Origin of the sequence: Pseudomonas sp. IT-P218 (assembly GCF_949767605.1) — a bacterium.
Taxonomy (GTDB): Bacteria; Pseudomonadota; Gammaproteobacteria; order Pseudomonadales; family Pseudomonadaceae; genus Aquipseudomonas; species Aquipseudomonas putida_AE.
In genome coordinates this window covers 199,470-222,202 of record NZ_CATKQQ010000096.1, presented here as the reverse complement: position 1 = coordinate 222,202, position 22,733 = coordinate 199,470, and the positions used below count along the sequence as shown (strand labels likewise).

Sequence of the window (22,733 nt, the reverse complement as noted above, 5' to 3'; positions counted from 1 at the left end):
TGGCAAAGCATAGACAAGCCACCAGCCCCAGGCGGGCCGGGGGCAAATCCGCGATTGCAGTGAAGTTTTAGCAAAAAATCACGGAACCACGGGATCGTGCCTAAACTCCAAACTGCGCGGCTGGACTAATAACCGGCCCAACTGGTGTCAGGTAGGCGCCAGCACCCTTGTCCATTGGTATGCACACAAAGAGAAAAAAGCTATGAAACGGATTCTTCTCGGTACTCTCTTCACCGCTGTATCCATCAACGCCATGGCGCAGGCGCCAGGCGGTCCGGATTGCGGTTGGGGCAACATGCTGTTCGAAGGTCAGCGTGGCACCCCGGCTCACTTCCTGGCATCCACCACCAACGGCACTTCCGGCAACGCAACTTTCGGTATGACTTCTGGTACCAACGGTTGCTCGACCAACGCGTCGCTGACCTATGGCGGCAAATCCTGGTTTGCCATGAATGGCATGATGAACGAGCTGTCCGAAGACATGGCTAAAGGTCAGGGCGAAGCGCTGACCACCTACGCCGTGGTACTGGGCGTGGCGCCGGAAGACCGTGCGCACTTCGCCGCTGTCACTCACGAGCACTTCCAGCAGATCTTCAGCAAGGCTGACGTGACCGCGGAAGATGTGCATACCAACACACTGGCCGTTCTGAAGAGCGATCCTCGTCTGGCCAAGTACGCCACTCAGGCATAAGCTCGACCCGCCCCGCTTCTTTCGGGAAGCGGGGTTTTATTTTTTGGACCTGCCCCTCTTTGGGTAATGTCATGCAACTGTAGGAGCTGGCTAGCCAGCGATGGCCTCATAGGCGCTGTGTTCATCCAGTCAACACGCGTCATCGTTAACGACCATCGCTGGCAAGCCAGCTCCTACAGTTGAATTGCATCCATTGTGCTGGGTCTTTATTTTTTCCTGTTCAAGTTGCCACTTATGCTCAAACGCCTTGCCTGGCTGGCGCTCTGTGTCTGCGCCCCGCTGTCCGCCGCGCCTCATATCGATCCCCAACGTTTGCAGCAGCTGGCCAACGATCCTTTCTGGATCTCCCTCGGTCACTACGAAACCGCCAAGCTCGGTGGCTGGCGCAGCTATGTCAGCGACAAAAAATTCTTTCTCGCCGCCGATGGCAACGAACATCCGGACCATGAACTGGCAGCCACCGTGCAAGCGCTGTACGCCCCTGCCAGTGCGGGTGAACAGCATGCGCAGTGCGTCTATCCGGCCCGTACCCGCTGGCTGAAAGCGCAGCTCAACCTGACCGATCTTCCGGCACCGGACTGCGCCGAATTCAAGCAATGGTTCAAGGACGTCTCGCCCCACAGCGCGGTGATGATCTTTCCGGCAGCCTACCTGAACAGCCCGTCATCGATGTTCGGCCACACGCTGCTGCGCATTGATCAGGCCGATGTACAAAGCGACAAGACCTCGCTGCTCAGTTACGCGATCAACTTCGGCGCCTACATCGAGGGGTCGGACAACAGCATCCTGTACGCATGGAAAGGCTTGATGGGTGGCTATCCGGGACTGTTTGCACTAGTGCCTTACCAGGAAAAACTCTCGGAATACCGCAGCCTCGAAAACCGCGACTTGTGGGAGTACCGGCTGAACCTGACCCAGCAGGAAACGGCGCGGATGGTCGAGCACGTCTGGGAGCTGAAACAGATTCAGTTCGATTATTTCTTCTTCGACGAAAACTGCTCCTATCGCCTGTTGGAACTGCTGCAAGTGGCGCGCCCGAGCCTGCGCCTGACCGGGCAATTCCCGCTGACCGCCATTCCCACAGACACCGTCAAGGCCGTAAAAGAAGCCGGGCTGGTGGAGTCCATCCAGTACCGCCCTTCCCGCGAGCGCGAACTGCTGAGTCGCGCCGAGACACTGACCGACGAAGAACAGCAGTGGGTGCTGAAAGTCAGCGCTGACCAGAAGCAACTGCAAACACCCGAATTCAAGGCACAACCCCGCGCGCGCCAAGCGTTGATCATCGATGCGGCCTATCGACTGGAGCGCTACCGCGCCAATGGTCAGGAGCGCGACCCGCAACGGGCACAGCGCAGTTTCGAACTGCTGCGGGCGATCAACCAGAACCCCGCACCAGAGCTCGATATCCCGCAACCCGGGCTTCCGGAAGATGGCCACGAATCCCGCACCTGGCAGGCCGGCCTCGGCACCCGCGGTGATCGTGCCTTTGGCGAGTACGGCCTGCGCATGGCCTATCACGACCTCAACGACAACGCCGAAAGCTTCCCCCTCGGCGCTCAGATCGAAATCCTGCAATTGAAACTGCGCCAGTACGAAGGCAATGACTGGCAAGTGCAGCAACTGGACCTGGCGACGATTCGCTCCCTGACCCCGCGCAACGAGTTGCTGCAACCGCTGTCGTGGCAGGTCACCGGCGGCCTGGAGCGGGTGCCGGGCAAGCATGATGATGAAACCCTGGTCAGCCACGTCAATGGTGGAGGCGGTGGAACCTGGCAACTGGCCGACGACACCCTCGGTTTTGCCCTGGGCACCGTGCGCGTGGAGCACAACAATGATTTCGCCGAATTCATCTCTCCGGCGGCGGGGTTCAACACGGGTCTGCTGTGGAAAAACCCGCTGGGCAATCTGAGCCTGGAGGCGAAAGGCGATTTCTTCACCAACGGTGAAGTGCGCCGTAGCCTGAGCCTGAACCAGCAGTGGGAATTGTCACGCAACCTCGGTCTGCGCCTGAGTGCCCAGCGCGAATTCAGCCACCTGGCCACGCCCGAGAATGAAGTGATGCTCGAGGTGAAGTGGTATCACTACTGACGCAACCAAATGCCTGCAACCATGGCCTAACCCCTATAACGGGAGAAAACCATGAGTCGTGCCTTCGTCAATGAAGATAATGCTGCTGCACAAGCTGATCAGCCAGTTGAACGGCAGGTCAGCGCGCAGCCCAATTACGTTACGCCCACTGGTCTCGCCCAATTGCAGGCGAAGGTCGCCGAGTTGCAGAACCTGTTGGGAGAACTGAGCGCACAAGGAGACTTGGCCAACAAGCAGCGAGAGGCAGACCTTCAGCGCGACTTGAGGTATTTCAGCCAGCGCCTGCAAAGTGCTCAGCTTGTACCGCCCCCGAGCTCAACGGAAAAAGTACAGATTGGCAGTCGAGTAACCTTCGCCGACGAAAAGGACACGGAGCTGACCGTGCAACTGGTGGGGGAAGATCAGGCTGACGCGCCAGCCGGCCTGATCAACTGGGGGTCTCCGCTGGGCCGGGCGCTGCTCGGAGCGCAACTCGGTGACGAGGTGCTATGGCAACGCCCTGCCGGCGATCAACTGATCGAGATCATCCGCATCGAACCGGCTTAAACCACACCCTGGGCGAGCATGGCGTCGGCAACCTTGACGAAACCGGCGATGTTCGCGCCCTTGACGTAGTTGACCTGACCGTTTTCTTCCCCGTAATGCACGCAGGCGTGGTGGATCGACTGCATGATCGCGTGCAGCTTGCTGTCCACCTCACCACCAGTCCAGAGCAGGCGCATGGCGTTCTGCGACATCTCCAGGCCGCTGACGGCCACCCCACCGGCATTCGACGCCTTGCCCGGCGCGAACAGGATGCCTGCCTCGATGAACAGGTCGACGGCTTCGAGGGTGGTCGGCATGTTCGCGCCTTCCGCCACACAGATGCAGCCATTGCGCAGCAACGCCCGTGCCGCATCGGCATCCAGTTCGTTCTGCGTGGCGCACGGCAGCGCGATGTCGCAGCTCAGCCCCCATGGATGCTGGCCAGCCAGGAACTCCAGGCCAAAACGACCGGCCAGTTCGCTGATGCGTCCGCGCTGGACGTTTTTCAGTTCCAGCACCGCCTGCCATTGCGCCTCGGTCAGCCCGCTTTCGCAGTACAGCGTGCCTTCGGAGTCGGACAGCGAAATCACTTTGCCGCCCAGGTCCATGACCTTGCGCGCAGCGTATTGCGCAACGTTGCCGGAACCCGAGATGGCCACGCGTTTGCCTTCGACGGTTTCACCGCGACGCTTGAGCATTTCCTCGGCGAAGTACACGCAACCGAAGCCGGTGGCCTCAGGGCGGATCAGGCTGCCGCCGTAGCTCGGGCCCTTGCCGGTCAACACGCTGGTGAACTGGTTGCTCAAGCGCTTGTACTGTCCGAACAGGAAGCCGATTTCACGGGCACCGACACCGATGTCACCGGCCGGCACGTCGACATCGGCACCGATGTGGCGGTACAGCTCGCTCATGAAGGCCTGGCAGAAGCGCATGACTTCGGCATCGCTCTTGCCTTTGGGGTCGAAATCCGAACCACCCTTGCCGCCGCCCATCGGCAGCGACGTCAGCGAGTTCTTGAAGGTCTGCTCGAAGGCGAGGAACTTCAGGACACCCAGGTTCACCGACGGATGGAAACGCAGACCGCCCTTGTACGGACCGATGGCGCTGTTCATCTGGATACGGAAACCGCGATTGACCTGCACCTTGCCGTGATCGTCGACCCAGGACACGCGGAACACGACGGCCCGCTCAGGCTCGCAGATACGCTCAAGAATGCCGGAGGTCAGATAGTGTGGATTGGCTTCAAGAAAGGGCCACAGGCTACGCAGCACCTCTTCGACGGCTTGATGGAATTCAGGCTGGTCCGGGTCGCGTTTTTTCAGGCGGGCAAGGAAGGAGTCGACGGATTCGATCATGGAAAAGTCTCGGCAAATTTATTGTCATTGGAAGATTTGAGCCGGACTTTAACAAACCAATCGCGCACAGGAACAGCGCAGAATGTCGCTTTTATGAAATTAAATGGTGCACAGGATATAAATTCAACCTGTTTCCGCGGTGTTTTTGCACCCAAACAGGGATTTCAAAATCCAGTTTTGCACCATCAGTTAGCCCGCCTTCGCGAGCAAGCCCGCTCCCACAGGGGAACGCATTTCAAAATGTGGGAGAGGGCTTGCTCGTGAAGAACGAGACTCGGTGCCAGTGAATACACACGCAAAAAAAACGGAGCCCGAAGGCTCCGCTTTTTCATGCAACCAACCCAAATCAGGCCAGTTTCTTGTGGCGTACCCGGTGCGGCTGGGCAGCGGCTTCGCCAAGACGCTTTTTGCGATCGGCTTCGTATTCGGTGTAGTTACCTTCGAAGAACACCGCTTGCGAGTCGTCTTCGTACGCCAGGATGTGAGTCGCGACGCGGTCAAGGAACCACCGATCGTGGGAGATCACAATGGCGGCGCCCGGGAAGTCCAGCAGGGCTTCTTCCAGGGAACGCAGGGTTTCAACGTCGAGGTCGTTGGACGGTTCGTCGAGCAGCAGGACGTTGCCACCCTCTTTCAGGGTCAGGGCCAGGTGCAAGCGACCACGCTCACCACCGGACAGGTCCTTGACGAACTTCTGTTGGTCACCGCCCTTGAAGTTGAAGCGGCCCACGTAAGTGCGCGACGGGATCTCGTAGTTGCCGATGCGGATCTGGTCGGAACCGTCGGAGATCTGCTGGAACACGGTCTTGCTGCCGTCCAGGTCTTCGCGGCTCTGGTCGACGCAGGCCAGCTGCACGGTTTCGCCGACTTCGATGCTGCCCGAATCCGGAGTTTCCTTGCCCATCAGCATGCGGAACAGGGTCGATTTACCGGCACCGTTACCACCGATCACGCCGACGATGGCGCCTTTCGGCATGGAGAACGACAGGTTGTCGATCAATACGCGATCGCCGTAGCCCTTGGTGACGTTCTTGAACTCGATGACCTTGTCGCCCAGGCGTGGACCGGCCGGAATGTAGATCTCGTTGGTTTCGCTGCGCTTCTGGAATTCCTGCGATTGCATTTCTTCGAAGCGTTGCAGACGTGCCTTGGATTTCGACTGGCGGGCCTTGGCGCCTTTGCGCACCCACTCCAGTTCTTCCTTCATGGCTTTTTCGTGAGCCGACTGCTGCTTGGATTCGGCAGCCAGACGATCGGACTTGGCTTCCAGCCAACCCGAATAGTTGCCCTCGTAAGGAATGCCCGCGCCGCGGTCAAGTTCCAGAATCCAGCCAGCGACGTTGTCCAGGAAGTAACGGTCGTGCGTGATCGCGACCACGGTGCCCGGGAAGTCGTGCAGGAAGTGCTCCAGCCACGCAACCGAATCGGCGTCCAGGTGGTTGGTCGGTTCGTCGAGCAGCAGCATGTCCGGGGCGGACAGCAGCAGGCGGCACAGGGCCACGCGACGTTTTTCACCACCGGAGAGGACTTCAACCTTGGCATCCCAGGCCGGCAGGCGCAACGCATCGGCGGCGACTTCCAGCTGACGCTCCAGGTTGTGGCCGTCGCTGGCCTGCAGGATGGCTTCGAGCTTGGCCTGTTCGGCTGCCAGCTTGTCGAAGTCGGCATCCGGATCGGCGTAGGCCGCGTAGACCTCGTCCAGGCGTGCCTGGGCGTCCTTGATCACGCTGACCGCTTCCTCGACCACTTCACGCACGGTCTTGGTCGGGTCCAGTTGCGGCTCTTGCGGCAGGTAGCCGATGTTCAGGTCCGGCATCGGACGGGCTTCGCCGTCGAACTCGGTGTCGACGCCAGCCATGATTTTCAACAGGGTGGACTTACCCGAACCATTGAGGCCGAGCACGCCGATCTTGGCGCCCGGGAAGAACGACAAGGAGATGTTTTTCAGGATTTCCCGCTTCGGTGGAACAACTTTGCCCAGCCGATGCATGGTGAATACGTATTGAGCCATGGAGAACCTTGGGTCAGTGACTGATGAAATGATTAGGGTGCAGGCGAGGCCTGGCCAGACCATGCGCGCTGTACGCTTGACGAGGCCAATGCGTATGCGCTGAAAAAAGTCTGATTCTAGGAGCTGGAACGCTCCCGCGTAACCGGCAAAGCTACCTTAATGACAGATGGCAGTCCAGCCGAGCGGGACTGGCACTTTGCCACAACTCAAGGCATGCTAGCCGCCCTTCGGGCGTCCGGCTTATAGTGCACGTCGCGCCAGTCCAGCCAAACCGCAGGATTACAGTTTGTCCAGTGTCCCTCCGTCCCTGATCACCCGTGCACCGACTGTTGCACCCGGCTCGCCCATGCGCGGCACACTCAAGGGCGCTTTGGCGATGTTGGTGTTGCTGCTGCTCGCATTGCTGTTCTGGCAATTGCTGGATCAGCTGCGCGAAACCCAGAAGAGCAAGCGCCAGGCCACCATCGACTACACCGCCGACCTGGCCACGCAAGTCAGCCTGAACATGGCGCTCAACGCGCAGATCGCCCTCAACCTGCTACCGATTGTCGAGCAGCCGCAAAGTGCCGACGAGCTACTGGACTTGCAGCGCAAACTGCAAAAATCCCTGCCCGACCTGCTGAGCCTCGCACTGCTCAGTCCCTCGGGAAGAATCCTCAGTGACACGGTTGGCACCCGCGAAGATGCCGACTATCTGGCGGAACTGGTGCGCCGCAGTCGCGCACAACCCCACTATTACAGCAACGCCATCGACGGCTCGCGAGTGCATTTGCTGTTGCATCAATCCAGCGGCAGCAACCGCGGCTATTGGGCCTTGCGCTTCAAACCGACGTTTTTCGCCTCCCTGACCAAGCTCAATGAAACGGCGGCGGCTCCGCTGTGGTTGGTGGAAAACCGCTTCAATCACCAGATCATCAGCCGCGACCAGGCGTTGCCGCAGGTCAACCCGGGCACCCTGACCCAGGACGATGTGGCCAACAGCGTACTGACCGTCCCACTGAGCGGCAGCGACTGGCAACTACGAGGCCTGTTCGATCGTCAGCGAGTACTCGAGGAACTGCTGCCGGCCTTCATCGGCAAATGCCTGCTGGGCCTGGCCTTTTCCATGTTGCCGTTCATCGTCCTGCTGAACATGCGCCGTCGCCAGCGCCAACTGCACGAAGGTCGCCGACGCTACCAGGAGATTTTCGAAGGCACCGGCGTGGCCCTGTGCGTCCTCGACATGTCGGGCCTGCGCAGCCTGTTCGACAAGGCTCAGTTGCTGCGCGACGAGCAACTGCAAACCTGGCTGGGGACACCAAACCTGCGCCGGCAATTGTTGCAGGAACTGCGCATCACCGAGGTCAATCAGGTCGCCCTGCAACTGCTGAACGTCAACACCTGTGAGCAAGTGTGGAACCTGCTGATCGATGGCAACCCCGTGGCGGGCAGCGCCATCGGCAATCAGGTCCTCGAAGCGGTGCACAAGCAACAGCAGCAGCTTGAACTGGAAATCAAGCTGCAGGACGCCGGGGGTCGTGACCAGCACCTGTGGCTGGTGTTGCGCCTGCCGCAAAACCCGGACGACTTCAAGGCCGTGATCCTGAGCATCACCGATATCACTAGCCGCAAGCTCATCGAGCTGTCGCTGCAGGAGCGCGAAGGCTTCTGGTCCGACGTCGTGCGGACCGTGCCCGATCACCTGTACGTGCAAGACGTGATCAGCCAGCGAATGATCTTCAGCAACCACCATCTGGGCCAGACGCTGGGCTACAACCGCACTGAACTGCAGCAGATGGGCGAGTACTTCTGGGAAATCCTCCTGCACCCCGACGATGCCGACTACTACCACCGCTCGCGCCAGAGCCAGCGGCAAGGCGGTTACAGCCAATTGATGCAGTGCCAGTTGCGCTTTCGCCACCGTGACGGCGAATGGCGGCGCTTCGACATTCGCGAGCAGGCACTGGCGCGGGACAAGCATGACCAGGTCACCCGCATCATCGGCGTGGCCAAGGACGTTACCGAGCAGATTGAAGCCAGTGAGTCGCTGCGCGACAGCGAGCAGCGCTACAGGATGCTCGCTGAAAGCATCAGCGACGTGATTTTCTCCACCGACAACCGCATGGCGCTCAACTATGTCAGCCCGTCGGTGCAGGCAGTGCTGGGCTATGAAGCGGAGTGGATTTTCCAGAATGGCTGGCAATCAACCATTGCCAATCCGCAACAGCTGAGCGGCATCTACCACTTGATGGATCGCGTCAGCAAAGCGCTGGATAAACCCGAACAACTGGCCCTGTTGCGCAGCCAGGTGCAAACCCAACTGTTTCTGTTCGACTGCCTGCGCGCCGACGGGCGCAAGATTCCCATCGAACTGCGGCTGGTATTGGTCTGGGACGAACACGGTGCGTTCGAGGGCGTGTTGGGTGTCGGTCGCGACATCAGCCAGCAACGCCGGGCCGAGAAAGACCTGCGAATGGCCGCCACGGTATTCGAGCACTCGACCTCGGCGATCCTGATCACCGACCCGGCCGGCTATATCGTCCAGGCCAACGAAGCCTTCAGCCGTGTCAGCGGTTATGCCGTGGAACAGGTACTCGACCAGTTGCCGAACATGCTCACCGTCGACGAGCAGCAGGAAGCCCATTTGCGCTACGTGCTCAAGCAACTGAACCAGCACAGCACCTGGGAAGGCGAAGTGTGGCTCAGGCGCCGCAATGGCGAGCATTATCCGGCCTGGGTCGGCATAACCGCGGTACTGGACGATGAAGGCGACCTGGCCAGTTACGTGTGTTTTTTCAGCGACATCAGCGAACGCAAGGCCAGTGAACAACGGATTCACCGCCTGGCCTATTACGACGCCCTGACCCACCTGCCCAACCGCACGCTGTTCCAGGATCGCCTGCACACCGCGTTGCAAGCCGCCGAGCGGCAGAAGTCCTGGGTGGTGTTGATGTTCCTCGACCTGGACCGCTTCAAGCCGATCAACGATTCCCTGGGCCATGCCGCCGGTGATCGCATGCTCAAGGAAATGGCCACGCGCCTGCTCGGTTGCGTCGACGACGACGATACCGTCGCGCGCATGGGCGGCGATGAATTCACCTTGCTCCTGCAACCGCGGGCCAACCGTGAAATCGCCCTGAACCGGGCGATTCACGTGGCCGAGCAGATTCTCGCCAGCCTGGTCAAGCCCTTCGTGCTCGAAGGCCGCGAGTTCTTCGTCACGGCCAGTATCGGCATCGCCCTGAGCCCGCAGGACGGCAATGAACTCAGCCAGCTGATGAAAAACGCCGACACCGCGATGTACCACGCCAAGGAACGCGGCAAGAACAACTTCCAGTTCTATCAGGCGGACATGAACGCCAGCGCCCTGGAGCGCCTGGAACTGGAAAGCGACTTGCGACATGCGTTGGAACAGAACGAATTCGTGTTGTATTACCAGCCGCAATTCAGCGGCGATGGTAAACGCCTGACAGGCACCGAAGCCCTGCTGCGCTGGCGTCATCCGCGCCGCGGCCTGGTGCCGCCGGGGGACTTCATCCCGGTGCTCGAAGAGCTCGGCCTGGTGGTGGATGTCGGCGATTGGGTGATCAGCGAGGCCTGCCGTCAGCTCAAGACCTGGCATCAGGCCAAGGTGCGTGTGCCGAAGGTGTCGGTGAACATCTCCGCCCGGCAGTTCTCCGACGGCCAGCTCGGCACACGGATCGCCAACATCCTGAAGGAAACCGGCCTGCCGCCGGCATGCCTGGAGCTGGAGCTGACCGAAAGTATCCTGATGCGCGAAGTCAGCGAAGCCATGCAGATTCTCGCCGGCTTGAAAAACCTTGGCCTGAGCATCGCGGTCGACGACTTCGGCACGGGCTACTCATCGCTCAACTACCTCAAGCAGTTCCCGATCGACGTCCTGAAAATCGACCGCACCTTCGTCGACGGCCTGCCGTCGGGCGAACAGGACGCGCAGATCGCCCGGGCGATCATCGCCATGGCCCACAGCCTCAACCTGGCGGTGATCGCCGAGGGTGTGGAAACCCAGGAGCAGCTTGATTTCCTCAGGGAACACGGTTGCGACGAGGTCCAGGGATACCTGTTCGGGCGGCCAATGCCAGCCAATACCTTTGAAGTGCAGTTCAGCAATGATGCCCTCTTCATGTTCGACTGAAATTTTGTGGGGATGCCATCGCCAGCAGGCTGGCTCCCACAAGAATTTAGGTCGGCCAGGGAATTTGCAGGCTGTCGCGACTTCTGTGGGAGCCAGCCTGCTGGCGATTGGGCCGGCACGATCACCACTGATCCCGTCATGAAGCCCACTTGTCTGCGACATGATGTCGTTTCATATGCCTTCCAAAACCCATTGGGTTAGAATGCCCCCCTTTTCCGCCCCCGATCCTTGAGGACCGCCATGTTCAGCCGTGATTTGACTATTGCCAAGTACGACGCCGATCTCTTTGCCGCCATGGAGCAAGAAGCTCAGCGCCAGGAAGAGCACATTGAGCTGATCGCTTCGGAAAACTACACCAGCCCCGCGGTGATGGAAGCTCAAGGCTCGGTACTGACCAACAAGTACGCCGAAGGCTACCCGGGCAAGCGCTACTACGGTGGTTGCGAGTACGTCGACGTCGTAGAGCAGTTGGCCATCGACCGTGCAAAAGAACTGTTCGGCGCTGATTACGCCAACGTTCAGCCACACGCCGGCTCCCAAGCCAACAGCGCCGTTTACCTGGCCCTGCTGTCGGCTGGCGACACCATCCTGGGCATGAGCCTGGCCCACGGCGGTCACCTGACCCACGGTGCCAGCGTTTCGTCCTCCGGCAAGCTGTACAACGCCATCCAGTACGGCATCGATGCCAACGGCCTGATCGACTACGACGAAGTCGAGCGCCTGGCTGTTGAACACAAGCCAAAAATGATCGTGGCCGGTTTCTCTGCCTACTCGCAGATCCTCGACTTCCCGCGCTTCCGTGAAATCGCCGACAAGGTGGGTGCCTACCTGTTCGTCGACATGGCCCACGTGGCCGGTCTGGTCGCCGCTGGCGTCTACCCGAACCCGGTTCCATTCGCTGACGTGGTGACCACCACCACCCACAAGACCCTGCGCGGTCCACGTGGCGGCCTGATCCTGGCTCGCGCCAACGCCGACATCGAGAAGAAGCTGAACTCCGCCGTATTCCCAGGCGCCCAGGGCGGCCCGCTGGAGCACGTGATCGCCGCTAAAGCGATCTGCTTCAAGGAAGCGCTGCAGCCTGAGTTCAAGGCTTACCAGCAACAAGTGGTGAAAAACGCCAAGGCCATGGCCGGCGTGTTCATCGAGCGCGGTTTCGACGTGGTTTCCGGTGGTACTGAAAACCACCTGTTCCTGCTGTCGCTGATCAAGCAGGAAATCTCCGGTAAAGATGCCGACGCCGCCCTGGGCAAAGCGTTCATCACCGTGAACAAGAACTCCGTGCCAAACGACCCACGCTCCCCGTTCGTCACCTCCGGCCTGCGCTTCGGCACCCCGGCTGTGACCACTCGCGGCTTCAAGGAAGCAGAGTGCAAGGAACTGGCCGGCTGGATCTGCGACATCCTGGCGGACCTGAACAACGAAGCGGTGATCGATGCCGTTCGTGAGAAGGTCAAGGCGATCTGCAAGAAGCTGCCGGTGTACGGCGCTTAATTACAGCGCTTTACCGAGCCAGACAAAAACCCGACCCTCAGTGGTCGGGTTTTTTATGCGTAAATTCTTTTATAACCCGCGACGTCGACATTCCAGACAAACTAACAAAACGGCAACCAGCCCTTTAATAAAACCCTGGAAAAACCCTGCCTTAATTTAAATCACGCCACTTTTATTAGAATCGCTATATTCCAAGGAAAGCACTTTCAGCTTGAGCACAAACCCACTCAAACAAGCGCTACAACCAAACGAATAGCGAGACAAGACAATGACTACAGACCGGCAAAAATCATTTATTGCCACACTAGGCACAGACAACATACCGCTGCACTTTCTCGACTTGCTTCATGGCGAGCCAGCCATCGCCAGTAGTGTATTTGCCAGTGGTGGCTTTTTTACCGGCCCACCACAACGCAGAGACGACTCCCACCGGCTTGGGCTGCACCCTGAAATTTCGGCAGATGCCATACCCGGCCTATTACTCTATTTCAGATATACAAATTATGGCTACAGACTCTATATCCGGACGCCAGGCCCGTATTTCGGAAAATGCATCAGTGTCGATACATCCGGGTTTGTTGGCGCATTCCCCATTGCCGGTTCCACGACATTCAACTTGATCAATCGTCACAACAGGGCCATGACACTGGACGACATCAAGGAAGACAGCCTGGAGACCTACATCCAAGTCAGTGGATCCGGGCTCCTCCACCGCCACAATATCTACGGCTCAAAGTACACATACATCGCCAACAAGGGACAGACACCCCTGCTTTGCAGATTGAAAATTCATGAAAGAAATGCGACTTACCTAAGCACCCCAGATGAAATCTAAGTAACTCCAACCAACAGTTGAAACTTTATCAAGGAAGATAAAATGAGCACCGATCGTCAAAAATCCTTCATTGCCGAACTGTCCACCAATTTCGGTCACCTGCACTTCCCTCGACTGACCCATAACAAAAAAGTCACCATGCAACCCCCTAAGCATTATAAGTACGAAGGCACACTAGATATTTCCAACTATCTTTTCGCGGACAGCAAAAATCCCCACAACACTTTAAGATTTTATTTCAGGTGCACCGCAAACCACTACCATATTTACATACGCACGCCAGGCGCCTATTACGGAAGCATCCTCGGCATGAACAAATACAAAACCATTATTGCAACAGAAAATAAAGACGCTGCCAATTTCAACCTTCTCGACAAAAACGGCAACGTGATTACATTGGATGACATCTCTTCCAATAAATTGTCCTTAACGATCCAGACCACTCATGGGGTCCCGCTTGCCGGTACGAAATATATGTATTCCCACGATGGTCATCATGTCAATGCAGGCGGAGGCGGGAGCAACCTGGTCTTTCACCTGAACATCATCGAGCGCAATGCCTCTTATGTCGACAATCCGGACGAAGTCTAAAACTGATCCGAAAGCGCCTCGACTTCCCCCTTGAACCCGATTCGATTTTTTTCACAGACCCAAACCGCTCAAGACCGGGCCTTGCCATTCAACTGGTAAGACCGGTCATGCCAATTTCAACATTTTCCCTTGCGATCACCCGAAGTCCACGCCTAGACTGCGCCTGCACTGGACATACCGGTAAGACCACAATAATTAAGTCCTGAAGCCGAAAGCCCTCAAACTCGGCAGCCAGGACACCGACCAGGATTCCTCCCATGCTCAGATGGTGCTCGCGTTCAATCTTCCTCCAAGTGGTTCTCGGACTGGTGCTCGGCATCGTCTGCGGGCTGACCCTTCCCGAATACTCCGCTCAGCTCAAACCCCTCGGGGACGGTTTCATCAAGCTGATCAAGATGCTCATCGGCCTGATCGTGTTCTGCGTCGTGGTCAGCGGCATCAGCGGTGCCGGCGACCTGAAGAAGGTCGGGCGTATCGGCCTGAAATCCGTGATCTATTTCGAAGTCTTGACCACCATTGCCCTGGTGATCGGCCTGGTGTTCGCCTTCAGCACCGGTATCGGCAGTGGCGCGAACATTCATCTGGAACAGCTTTCTGCGGCTGACATGGGCGATATCGCCCAGCGCGGCCAGCACATGCATACCACCACACAGTTCCTGATGGACCTGATTCCGACCTCGGTGATCGGTGCATTTGCCGATAACAACATCCTGCAAGTCCTGCTGTTTTCGGTGTTGTTTGGCAGCGCCCTGAATCTGGTGGGAGAAGCGGCGTCGGGCATTTCGCGACTGATCAACGAACTCAGCCATGTGATCTTCCGCATCATGGGCATGATCGTGCGACTGGCACCGATCGGCGTATTCGGCGCGATCGCCTTCACCACCAGCAAATACGGCCTGGACTCGCTGCAGCATCTGGGCAGTCTGGTCGGCCTGTTTTACCTGACCTGCGTGGCCTTCGTGGCGCTGATTCTCGGCCTGGTCATGCGCCTTTCCGGCCTGAAGATGTGGCCGTTGCTCAAGTACCTGCGCGAAGAACTGCTGATCGTCATGGGCACCGCCTCGTCAGACGCTGTGCTGCCACAAATCATGCGCAAGCTTGAGCATCTGGGTATCGGCAGCTCGACGGTCGGGTTGGTGATTCCCACCGGATATTCGTTCAACCTCGACGGTTTCTCGATCTACCTGACCCTGGCCATCGTGTTCATCGCCAATGCCACCGGCACGCCGCTGGCCATGACCGACTTGCTGACGATTCTATTGGTGTCCTTGATCACCTCCAAAGGCGCACACGGCATCCCGGGTTCGGCCCTGGTGATTCTGGCGGCCACGCTGACGGCAATCCCGGCGATTCCCGTGGTGGGCCTGGTGCTGGTGTTGGCCGTGGACTGGTTCATGGGGATCGGCCGGGCCCTGACCAACCTGATCGGCAACTGCGTGGCCACCGTGGCGATCGCTCGCTGGGAAAAAGACATCGATGTGGAGCGGGCGAACAAAGTGCTTTCCGGCCAGGTGGGTTATACCTTCCAGCCGAGAAAACCGGTAGCTGCGGCCCATCAGCAGGAATTTTGAATGAACGCCGTGCCTGCTCCCGGGCAGGCATGGCCAAAACCGTTTTTGAGCTCATGGAGCGAACAGTGATTACCTCGTCGACCGTTGTAAATTCAGTCGTAGAAAAACTTCGGGCCGCGCTGGCCCGCGGTCAGTGGCGTTCCGGTGACATGCTGCCAGGGCAACGCGAGTTGGCCGAACAACTGGGTATCAGCCGCCCCAGCCTGCGAGAAGCCGTCATCGTGCTCGAAACCCTCGGCCTGGTGCGGTCCATGCCGGGTAAAGGGGTGGTGGTCCTGGAGGCCAATCTTGCCGACAGCCAACAGCACGACAGTGCCGTGGCCGCCGCAAGCCTGGAAGACGTACTGCAACTGCGCTACACCCTTGAGCCGTTCATCGTCGGTCTGGTGGCGCAGTCGATCAGCAGCAAGGAAGTCGGGCAACTGCGCCTGACCCTGATGGACATGCGCGAAGCCCTGGAGGCCAACGACAGCGAAGCCGGGGTGAGCGCCTACATTGCGTTCCACGAAGAACTCTTCACCCTGACCTCGAACCCGATCTTCCAGAGCGTTGTCCAGCAGACCAGCAATGCGCTCAAACAAAGCGCCGAAGTGCTGCGCAATTCCCCGGAGCATCTGGCCGAACGCCTCGAAGAAAACGAAGCGGTGGTGCGGGCGATCCGCAGCAAGAACAGCGCCCAGGCCAGTGCCGAGATGCGTCGGCACATCCTTCGCGAGGGCCAGCGCATGGGCATTGAACTGAACATCCCGGACGACAACCTTGGCAGTTGAACCCTCTTCGAACTGGAGATTGGCCATGAACAGCTTCGTTTCACCGCAAACGCTTACGACCCTGCCCTTTCCACCGGCGGCGGATGATCTGTACTCGCGGGTCCTCGACGCCATTCTTGAACAGCGCATCCATGAGGCCAGTCGCTTTACCGAAGAAAGCCTGGCGCAAATGTTCGGTGCAAGGCGCAGTGACATGCGTGATGTGCTGATGCGACTGTCCCATCAGCAGATCATTATTCTGCGGGTCAATCATCGCCCCCGTGTAGCGGCGCTCAATGTCGATCAAGTTCGGCAAACGCTGCATGCGCGGCGACTGACCGAGCTCATGCTGGTGAAGCTGGCCTGCCAGCGGCCCTGCACGCAAGCCTTGAAGCGCCTGAGCGCGTTGGTCGATCGCGAGCGCCAATGCACTGAGCGTGGCCGGGCAATACGTCTGGCAGGAGAGTTTCACCTACAGTTGGCAGAAATGGCGGGCAATGCACCGTTGGCGCATTTTCTCGGCAGCCTGGTGCCACCGAGTTCGCTGGCGATTGCGCAGCTTGAGGTGTGCGGGGAGGACTACTGCGCCTGGCAGGTGCACGAGAAAATAGTGGACGCGCTTACGCGTAGGGATGCCGTGATGGCAGCGACATTACTGAACCGGCATCTGGATTATCTGGAGGCGGTATTGCTGAACGCTCAACCGCTCTCCAACCGCAAGCGTATTGCCGGTTAGTTCGCCACCACTCGAGCGAACCCCTGGCGAATCTTTTCTTCCGGCAAATCATCGGCAATGAACACGATCACGCTTTCGCGCGCTTCATCGTCGGCCCACTCGGTGTCCCAGTCGAAACCGTACAACTTAAGAACTCCCTGAAACACCATGCGGCGCGGTTCGCCGAGGATGTTCAACACGCCCTTGTAGCGCAGCAGTTGCTTGCCGTGGTCTTCCAGCAGCTCGTTCATGAACTCGCTGAGCTTGTCGATATCCAGCGGCTTGTCGGTGCGCAGCACCAGGCTGGAAATACGGTCGACGGACGGCGCCTGACTGACCGGGCGCAAACTCACGCCACCACCAAGGTCGGCATTGAGATTGAAACCACGCACGTCGAGCAGTTCGGCCAGGTCGATCTTGCCGTGGTCGACCACGCGGATCGGTGCACGGCGATTGATACGGGTCAGACGCTCGCTCAACGCAGTGAACGCAGGTTCGTCCACCAGATCACGCTTGCTCACCAGCAGCCGGTCGGCGAAACCGATTTGCGCCTGGGCGATGGTCTGGGTCAGATGCTGCTCGGCGTGTGCCGCGTCTACCAAGGTGATGATGCCGTCGAGGATGTAGCGCTCGCGCAGCTCCTCGTCGATGAAGAAGGTTTGCGCCACCGGAGCCGGGTCGGCGAGGCCGGTGCACTCGATCACCAGGCGGTCGAAGGCGATTTCGCCACTGTCGAGACGTTCGAGCAGCAGATACAGGGCCTTGGTCAGGTCGGTGTGGATGGTGCAACAGACGCAGCCGTTGGACAGCGTCATGACTTGAACCGGCTCGTCACCCAACAGTTGGGTGTCGATGCCGGCGTCGCTGAATTCATTTTCGATCACGGCGATTTTCAGCCCATGCTCGGCTTTGAGCAGGTGGCGCAACAGCGTGGTTTTGCCGGCGCCGAGGAAGCCGCTGAGGATCGTGACCGGGATTGGAGTGAGCAAAACGAAAATCTCCCATGCGCTGATAAAACTGTAGGAGCCCGGCTTGCCGGCGATGGCGTCCGAACGATCGCCTTCGCCGGCAAGCCGGGCTCCTACAGTGGTGTGTCGCCTAGGCGTGTTGTATCAACAACACTTCGGCCCACCCTTGCCACCGTAACGAGCTTCCTGGCGTTCCCGAAAGAACATCTCGTAGCTCATCACCGGTTTGTCCGGGTGCTTTGTTTGCATATGCTCGACGTAGTTGTCGTAGTCGGGCATGCCGACCATCAGGCGCGCGGCCTGACCGAGGTATTTACCGAGGCGACTCAGGTCATTGAACATGCTGCAATCCTCTGGTTACGCATCCGGCAGCGCCTGGAACGGCGCTTCCTTGTCCGTGCGTTCTTTCGTACCCCAGGCAGAAATACCGACCTTGAGCGCATAGAACAGGATGCTGAATACCACGAACAGGAACAGCGCGGTCAGCGTGGCGTTGGTGTAGGCGTTGAAGATCACGTGCTGCATTTGAGTGATGTCCTTGGCCGGGGCGAGAATCTGGCCGTTGGCCAGGGCATCGCTGTATTTTTTCGCCAGGGCCAGGAAGCCGATCGCCGGGTTGGCATCGAACAGCTTGATGAAGCCGGCGGTGGTGGTGCAGATCAGCAACCACACGGCAGGCAGCATGGTGACCCAGACATACCGCTGACGCTTCATCTTGATCAGCACGACGGTGCCGAGCATCAGCGCGATACCCGCCAGCATCTGGTTGGAGATGCCGAACAGCGGCCACAGGGTATTGATGCCACCCAGCGGATCGATCACGCCCTGATACAGCAACCAGCCCCACATCGCCACGCAGCCAGCGGTGGCAATCAGGTTGGCAGTCCAGGACTCGGTGCGCTTGAGCGCGGGCACGAAGGAGCCGAGCAGGTCCTGCAGCATGAATCGCCCGGCACGTGTACCGGCGTCCACCGCGGTCAGGATGAACAGCGCTTCGAACAGGATCGCGAAGTGGTACCAGAACGCCATGGTGTTTTCACCCGGCAGCACACTGTGCAGGATCTGCGCGATGCCGACCGCCAGGGTCGGTGCACCGCCGGCACGGGCCAGGATGGTGGTTTCACCGATGTCGTGCGCTACTGCCTGCAGCGCTTCCGGGGTGATTGCAAAACCCCAGCTGCTGACGGTTTGCGCCACAGCCATCACGTCACCGCCCACAACTGCGGCGGGGCTGTTCATGGCGAAGTACACGCCTGGCTCGATCACCGATGCGGCGACCATGGCCATGATGGCCACGAAGGACTCCATCAGCATGGCGCCATAACCGATGTAACGGGAGTTAACCTCGTTATCCAGCAGTTTCGGCGTGGTGCCGGAGGAGATCAGCGCATGGAAACCCGAGACCGCGCCACAGGCGATGGTGATGAACAGGAACGGGAACAGACCGCCCTTCCACACCGGGCCAGTGCCATCGACAAATTGGGTCAGCGCCGGCATTTTCAGCTCGGGCATGGTGATCAGGATGCCGATCGCCAAGGCCACGATGGTGCCGATTTTCAGGAACGTCGACAGGTAGTCACGCGGTGCCAGGATCAGCCAGACCGGTAACGAAGCTGCCACGAAACCGTAACCGACCAGCATCCACGTAATCTGAACGCCATTGAAGGTGAAGGCCTTGGCCCAGACCGGATCCGCAGCAATCTGCCCACCCAGCCAGATCGACCCCAGCAGCAGCAATACGCCGATCACGGAAATCTCACCGATGCGGCCCGGGCGGATGTAGCGCATGTAGATGCCCATGAACATCGCGATCGGGATGGTCGCCATCACCGTGAAGATCCCCCACGGGCTTTCGGCCAGGGCCTTGACCACGATCAGCGCCAGCACCGCGAGGATGATGATCATGATCAGGAAGCAGCCGAACAGCGCGATGGTGCCGGGGATGCGGCCCATTTCTTCCCGGACCATGTCGCCCAGCGAACGGCCGTTGCGGCGGGTGGACATGAACAGGACCATGAAGTCCTGCACGGCACCGGCCAGCACCACGCCGGCAATCAGCCACAAAGTACCGGGCAGATAGCCCATCTGCGCCGCCAGGACCGGACCGACCAGCGGCCCCGCGCCAGCGATGGCCGCGAAGTGGTGACCGAAGAGGATATGCTTGTTGGTCGGGACATAATCCAGACCGTCATTGTTGAGCACGGCGGGGGTAGCCCGTCGAGCATCGAGTTGCATGACATTATTAGCGATGAACAGACTGTAGTAACGATACGCAACGAGATAGATGGCCACGGCAGCGACCACGATCCACAAAGCGTTGATCGCTTCACCTCGGCGAAGTGCCACGACGCCCAGGGCGCACGCCCCAACGATTGCCAGCAGCAGCCAGGGTAAGTGGCGTAGCGGGCTATTATTATTTTTCATTTTATTATTCCAGCCAGAGTGGACAAGAAAGACAGCAACATCGAGTTTAGCTCGCCTGACAGCAAAGGCCATACCCCAACATTGGTCTAGACACCTGGCGGCGCTGGCAGCTTTTCGCGATGCCGGTCTATAGTCAGCGTACATTTCCGAGGATCGTGCCATGAGCGAGCTCCGTGCCGAACGTCGCCGTTTCAAACGTATTGCGTTCGATGCCAGAACCGAGCTGGGCCAGGGGCCGTTCATCTGGCCGGTGAAACTGATCGACCTGTCGCTCAAGGGCTTGCTGATCGAGCGGCCGGAACCCTGGCTGGGCGATCCGCAGCAAGATTTTTTTGTCGACATCCATCTGAGCGAAGACGTCGATATCGAGATGGATGTGCAGTTGACCCATCAAGACCACGGGCAGCTCGGCTTCGAGTGCAGGCATATCAGCCTGGAGTCCATTGAGCGCCTGCGGCGATTGATTGAATTCAATCTGGGGGATCCGCAGGAGCTTGAGCGGGAACTGGGTGCCCTCATCGAAATCTGAATCGCCCCCCCTGCAGGAGCGAGCTTGTTCGCGAAAAACGTCCGGATCACGCGCTCACTCAGACAGCGCGCGTCATCGTTAACGTCCATCGCGAGCAAGCTCGCTCCTACAGGGGATTGGTGTTATTCGAAGAGGGCGTCGAGCGCCTGCTCCAGTCGGGTGACCGCGATGATCTGTAACCCCGGCGGCGCTTCTTTCGGTGCATTGCCCTTGGGCACGATCGCCCGCTTGAAGCCGTGCTTGGCCGCTTCCTTCAGGCGTTCCTGACCGCTAGGCACCGGGCGCACTTCACCGGACAGGCCGACCTCACCGAACACCAGCAGGTCATGGGGCAGCGGCCGATTACGCAAACTGGACATGACGGCTGCCATCAAGGCCAGGTCAGATGCCGTTTCCAGTACTTTCACCCCACCAACCACGTTGAGAAACACATCCTGGTCGTGGGTGGGAATGCCGCCGTGCCGGTGCAAGACCGCCAACAACATCGCCAGGCGGTTCTGGTCCAGGCCCAGGGTCACCCGGCGCGGATTGGCCAGGTGACTGTCATCGACCAGCGCCTGGACTTCCACCAGCATCGGCCGTGTGCCTTCCCATGTCGCCATGACCACACTGCCTGGGACTTCTTCCTGGGCACGGGTCAGAAAAATAGCCGAAGGATTGGAGACTTCTTTCAGGCCCTTGTCGGTCATGCCGAACACGCCCAGTTCGTTGACCGCGCCGAAACGATTTTTTACCGCCCGCAACAGGCGCAGGCGCCCGTCGGATTCACCTTCAAAATACAGCACGGTGTCGACCATGTGCTCCAGCACCCGCGGCCCCGCCAGGGCGCCTTCCTTGGTCACGTGCCCCACAAGGAAAATCGCGGTGCCACTCTGTTTGGCATAACGCACCAACAGCGCCGCGCTTTCGCGAACCTGGGACACGCCACCCGGCGCCGATTGCAGCTGTTCGGTGAAAATCGTCTGGATCGAGTCGATCACCATGACCCGGGGCTTTTCCAGCCGGGCGGTGGCAATGATGGTTTCAATGCAGGTTTCGGTCATGACCCGTAGCTGATCCTGAGGCAGCCCCAGGCGTCGAGCGCGCATGGCCACCTGCTGCTGCGACTCTTCACCCGTGACATACAACGCCGGCATGCTCTTGGCCAGATTGCACAAGGTTTGCAGCAGAATGGTGGATTTGCCGATGCCGGGATCGCCGCCGATCAGCACTACCGAGCCGTCTACCAGGCCGCCACCGAGCACCCGGTCGAGCTCACCGGAAGCCGTGGAGAAACGCGGGACTTCCTCGACACTGACTTCAGCAAGGGTCTTGATTTGCGCCTGCTGGCCGGCCCAGCCGGTGCGACCGCTGGGCGCCGCTGCCCCGCCACTTTCCACCATGGTTTCGGTGAGCGTGTTCCAGGCGCCGCACTCGCCACATTGTCCGGCCCACTTGGGAAAGGTTGAGCCACACTCGGTGCAGCCGTACATGCGCTTGGCCTTGGCCATCGGAACTCCCGGCAAAAACCGCGATGATAGCTCAGGTCAGCTGTCCTGGTACGTCGCGATTGATGCCAGACAACCTTAATTGAATACGGCTGGTGAATAGCAATCTTGTTCGAAAGACCTCAATTACAAATTCATAACATATAAGTTATTTACTTATACACAAATCCCCCAAACTACCTGGCCACCCTAACAGCGACAGAAAAAACCTGTACAAATATTAACTATCAACTCCCTGCACGTATAACACCCCTTTTATAGCCATACAAATATGGACGCCTGAATTTTACCTCCCACTAACTCAGATTATAGATTGACACCCTGACCTAATAACCAGTGCAACCTGCTGGAAGACTTATCACCCATTCACCGGTGAGCGTCGGAACATTCAAATCACTCGTGCAATCCATAGCGATTTCTCGCAAGCCCATCATCGATTGCCCAGCGGCTGGAAGCAGATGCAAGGAGATCCCGGCGCATGGAGAAGCGCAATTTGTAAACTTTTTACCGCAGAATCAGTCGATTGCAGGCAGACCTCACACGCAGTCGTTTCGAGCAGGATGCG

The 22,733-nt window shown here is 59.0% G+C and carries 17 protein-coding genes; 11 read left to right on the top strand and 6 right to left on the bottom strand.

Translation table 11 applies throughout. The features are described 5' to 3' along the window. Window positions 1–202: 202 nt before the first annotated feature. The 3 genes from ACM6I6_RS30150 to ACM6I6_RS30140 all read left to right on the top strand — a co-directional run bounded on the left by ACM6I6_RS30150 (window position 203) and on the right by ACM6I6_RS30140 (window position 3,325). A complete protein-coding gene (locus tag ACM6I6_RS30150) occupies window positions 203–691 on the top strand; it encodes a DUF3015 domain-containing protein (protein ID WP_020798660.1) in 489 nt (162 codons plus the stop codon). A gap of 234 nt (window positions 692–925) precedes the next feature. Next, window positions 926–2,779 (top strand): DUF4105 domain-containing protein, encoded by a 1,854-nt coding sequence (locus tag ACM6I6_RS30145; RefSeq protein WP_323608757.1) that lies wholly within the window; start codon window positions 926–928, stop codon window positions 2,777–2,779. 51 nt (window positions 2,780–2,830) lie between these two features. After that, entirely contained in the window at window positions 2,831–3,325 is a 495-nt protein-coding gene (locus ACM6I6_RS30140; RefSeq protein ID WP_323608756.1) for a GreA/GreB family elongation factor, read from the top strand. Here ACM6I6_RS30140 and gdhA read toward each other — a convergent pair. Next, window positions 3,322–4,659, bottom strand: coding sequence for an NADP-specific glutamate dehydrogenase (gene gdhA / locus ACM6I6_RS30135; RefSeq protein ID WP_274074527.1), 1,338 nt, complete (start codon window positions 4,657–4,659; stop codon window positions 3,322–3,324). The two genes, ACM6I6_RS30140 and gdhA, sit on opposite strands and share 4 nt — an antisense overlap. A gap of 346 nt (window positions 4,660–5,005) precedes the next feature. Further along, the gene (gene ettA, locus ACM6I6_RS30130; protein WP_008058240.1) at window positions 5,006–6,670 is read right to left on the bottom strand and encodes an energy-dependent translational throttle protein EttA; all 1,665 of its coding nucleotides are present in this window, start codon (window positions 6,668–6,670) and stop codon (window positions 5,006–5,008) included. 346 nt (window positions 6,671–7,016) lie between these two features. Here ettA and ACM6I6_RS30125 point away from each other — a divergent pair, with 346 nt between their 5' ends. The 7 genes from ACM6I6_RS30125 to ACM6I6_RS30095 all read left to right on the top strand — a co-directional run bounded on the left by ACM6I6_RS30125 (window position 7,017) and on the right by ACM6I6_RS30095 (window position 16,781). Then, window positions 7,017–10,805 (top strand): EAL domain-containing protein, encoded by a 3,789-nt coding sequence (locus ACM6I6_RS30125; RefSeq protein ID WP_323608776.1) that lies wholly within the window; start codon window positions 7,017–7,019, stop codon window positions 10,803–10,805. A gap of 240 nt (window positions 10,806–11,045) precedes the next feature. Further along, entirely contained in the window at window positions 11,046–12,299 is a 1,254-nt protein-coding gene (gene glyA, locus ACM6I6_RS30120; RefSeq protein ID WP_077185842.1) for a serine hydroxymethyltransferase, read from the top strand. Window positions 12,300–12,567: 268 nt separating this feature from the next. Continuing rightward, window positions 12,568–13,134 (top strand): hypothetical protein, encoded by a 567-nt coding sequence (locus ACM6I6_RS30115; RefSeq protein WP_414921192.1) that lies wholly within the window; start codon window positions 12,568–12,570, stop codon window positions 13,132–13,134. A 42-nt stretch (window positions 13,135–13,176) separates the two neighbouring features. Next, window positions 13,177–13,725, top strand: a complete 549-nt coding sequence (locus tag ACM6I6_RS30110) for a hypothetical protein (protein WP_274074525.1) — start codon at window positions 13,177–13,179, stop codon at window positions 13,723–13,725. A 257-nt stretch (window positions 13,726–13,982) separates the two neighbouring features. Beyond that, the gene (locus ACM6I6_RS30105; RefSeq protein WP_274074524.1) at window positions 13,983–15,296 is read left to right on the top strand and encodes a C4-dicarboxylate transporter DctA; all 1,314 of its coding nucleotides are present in this window, start codon (window positions 13,983–13,985) and stop codon (window positions 15,294–15,296) included. Between the two features lie 65 nt (window positions 15,297–15,361). Beyond that, entirely contained in the window at window positions 15,362–16,066 is a 705-nt protein-coding gene (locus ACM6I6_RS30100; RefSeq protein WP_274074523.1) for a FadR/GntR family transcriptional regulator, read from the top strand. Between the two features lie 25 nt (window positions 16,067–16,091). Beyond that, complete coding sequence (locus tag ACM6I6_RS30095) at window positions 16,092–16,781, top strand: GntR family transcriptional regulator (protein ID WP_408598965.1); 690 nt, start codon at window positions 16,092–16,094, stop codon at window positions 16,779–16,781. Here the strand turns inward: ACM6I6_RS30095 and yjiA are convergent. From yjiA to ACM6I6_RS30080, 3 genes are all read right to left on the bottom strand, one after another. Next, on the bottom strand, window positions 16,778–17,749 hold the full coding sequence (gene yjiA, locus ACM6I6_RS30090; protein WP_414921191.1) for a GTPase: 972 nt from the start codon (window positions 17,747–17,749) through the stop codon (window positions 16,778–16,780). The two genes, ACM6I6_RS30095 and yjiA, sit on opposite strands and share 4 nt — an antisense overlap. Window positions 17,750–17,872: 123 nt before the next feature. Continuing rightward, on the bottom strand, window positions 17,873–18,070 hold the full coding sequence (locus ACM6I6_RS30085) for a YbdD/YjiX family protein (RefSeq protein ID WP_007895266.1): 198 nt from the start codon (window positions 18,068–18,070) through the stop codon (window positions 17,873–17,875). A 15-nt stretch (window positions 18,071–18,085) separates the two neighbouring features. Continuing rightward, window positions 18,086–20,152, bottom strand: coding sequence for a carbon starvation CstA family protein (locus ACM6I6_RS30080; protein WP_274074520.1), 2,067 nt, complete (start codon window positions 20,150–20,152; stop codon window positions 18,086–18,088). 160 nt (window positions 20,153–20,312) lie between these two features. On the opposite strand from ACM6I6_RS30080, the gene ACM6I6_RS30075 reads away from it, so the two are divergent. Next, the gene (locus ACM6I6_RS30075) at window positions 20,313–20,681 is read left to right on the top strand and encodes a PilZ domain-containing protein (RefSeq protein ID WP_414921190.1); all 369 of its coding nucleotides are present in this window, start codon (window positions 20,313–20,315) and stop codon (window positions 20,679–20,681) included. 122 nt (window positions 20,682–20,803) lie between these two features. Here the strand turns inward: ACM6I6_RS30075 and radA are convergent, their stop codons facing one another. Then, a complete protein-coding gene (gene radA / locus ACM6I6_RS30070) occupies window positions 20,804–22,171 on the bottom strand; it encodes a DNA repair protein RadA (protein WP_274074518.1) in 1,368 nt (455 codons plus the stop codon). Window positions 22,172–22,733: the final 562 nt, after the last annotated feature.

Excerpts from the sequence above, each read along its gene's own strand:
- ACM6I6_RS30115 (WP_414921192.1), top strand. The coding sequence starts at position 12,568 with ATGACTACAGACCGGCAAAAATCATTTATTGCCACACTAGGCACAGAC.
- ACM6I6_RS30085 (WP_007895266.1), bottom strand. The coding sequence starts at position 18,070 with ATGTTCAATGACCTGAGTCGCCTCGGTAAATACCTCGGTCAGGCCGCG.
- ACM6I6_RS30140 (WP_323608756.1), top strand. The coding sequence starts at position 2,831 with ATGAGTCGTGCCTTCGTCAATGAAGATAATGCTGCTGCACAAGCTGAT.
- ACM6I6_RS30150 (WP_020798660.1), top strand. The coding sequence starts at position 203 with ATGAAACGGATTCTTCTCGGTACTCTCTTCACCGCTGTATCCATCAAC.
- ettA (WP_008058240.1), bottom strand. The coding sequence starts at position 6,670 with ATGGCTCAATACGTATTCACCATGCATCGGCTGGGCAAAGTTGTTCCA.
- ACM6I6_RS30080 (WP_274074520.1), bottom strand. The coding sequence starts at position 20,152 with ATGAAAAATAATAATAGCCCGCTACGCCACTTACCCTGGCTGCTGCTG.
- ACM6I6_RS30105 (WP_274074524.1), top strand. The coding sequence starts at position 13,983 with ATGCTCAGATGGTGCTCGCGTTCAATCTTCCTCCAAGTGGTTCTCGGA.
- ACM6I6_RS30110 (WP_274074525.1), top strand. The coding sequence starts at position 13,177 with ATGAGCACCGATCGTCAAAAATCCTTCATTGCCGAACTGTCCACCAAT.
- radA (WP_274074518.1), bottom strand. The coding sequence starts at position 22,171 with ATGGCCAAGGCCAAGCGCATGTACGGCTGCACCGAGTGTGGCTCAACC.
- glyA (WP_077185842.1), top strand. The coding sequence starts at position 11,046 with ATGTTCAGCCGTGATTTGACTATTGCCAAGTACGACGCCGATCTCTTT.
- ACM6I6_RS30075 (WP_414921190.1), top strand. The coding sequence starts at position 20,313 with ATGAGCGAGCTCCGTGCCGAACGTCGCCGTTTCAAACGTATTGCGTTC.
- ACM6I6_RS30145 (WP_323608757.1), top strand. The coding sequence starts at position 926 with ATGCTCAAACGCCTTGCCTGGCTGGCGCTCTGTGTCTGCGCCCCGCTG.
- gdhA (WP_274074527.1), bottom strand. The coding sequence starts at position 4,659 with ATGATCGAATCCGTCGACTCCTTCCTTGCCCGCCTGAAAAAACGCGAC.
- ACM6I6_RS30125 (WP_323608776.1), top strand. The coding sequence starts at position 7,017 with ATGCGCGGCACACTCAAGGGCGCTTTGGCGATGTTGGTGTTGCTGCTG.
- ACM6I6_RS30095 (WP_408598965.1), top strand. The coding sequence starts at position 16,092 with ATGAACAGCTTCGTTTCACCGCAAACGCTTACGACCCTGCCCTTTCCA.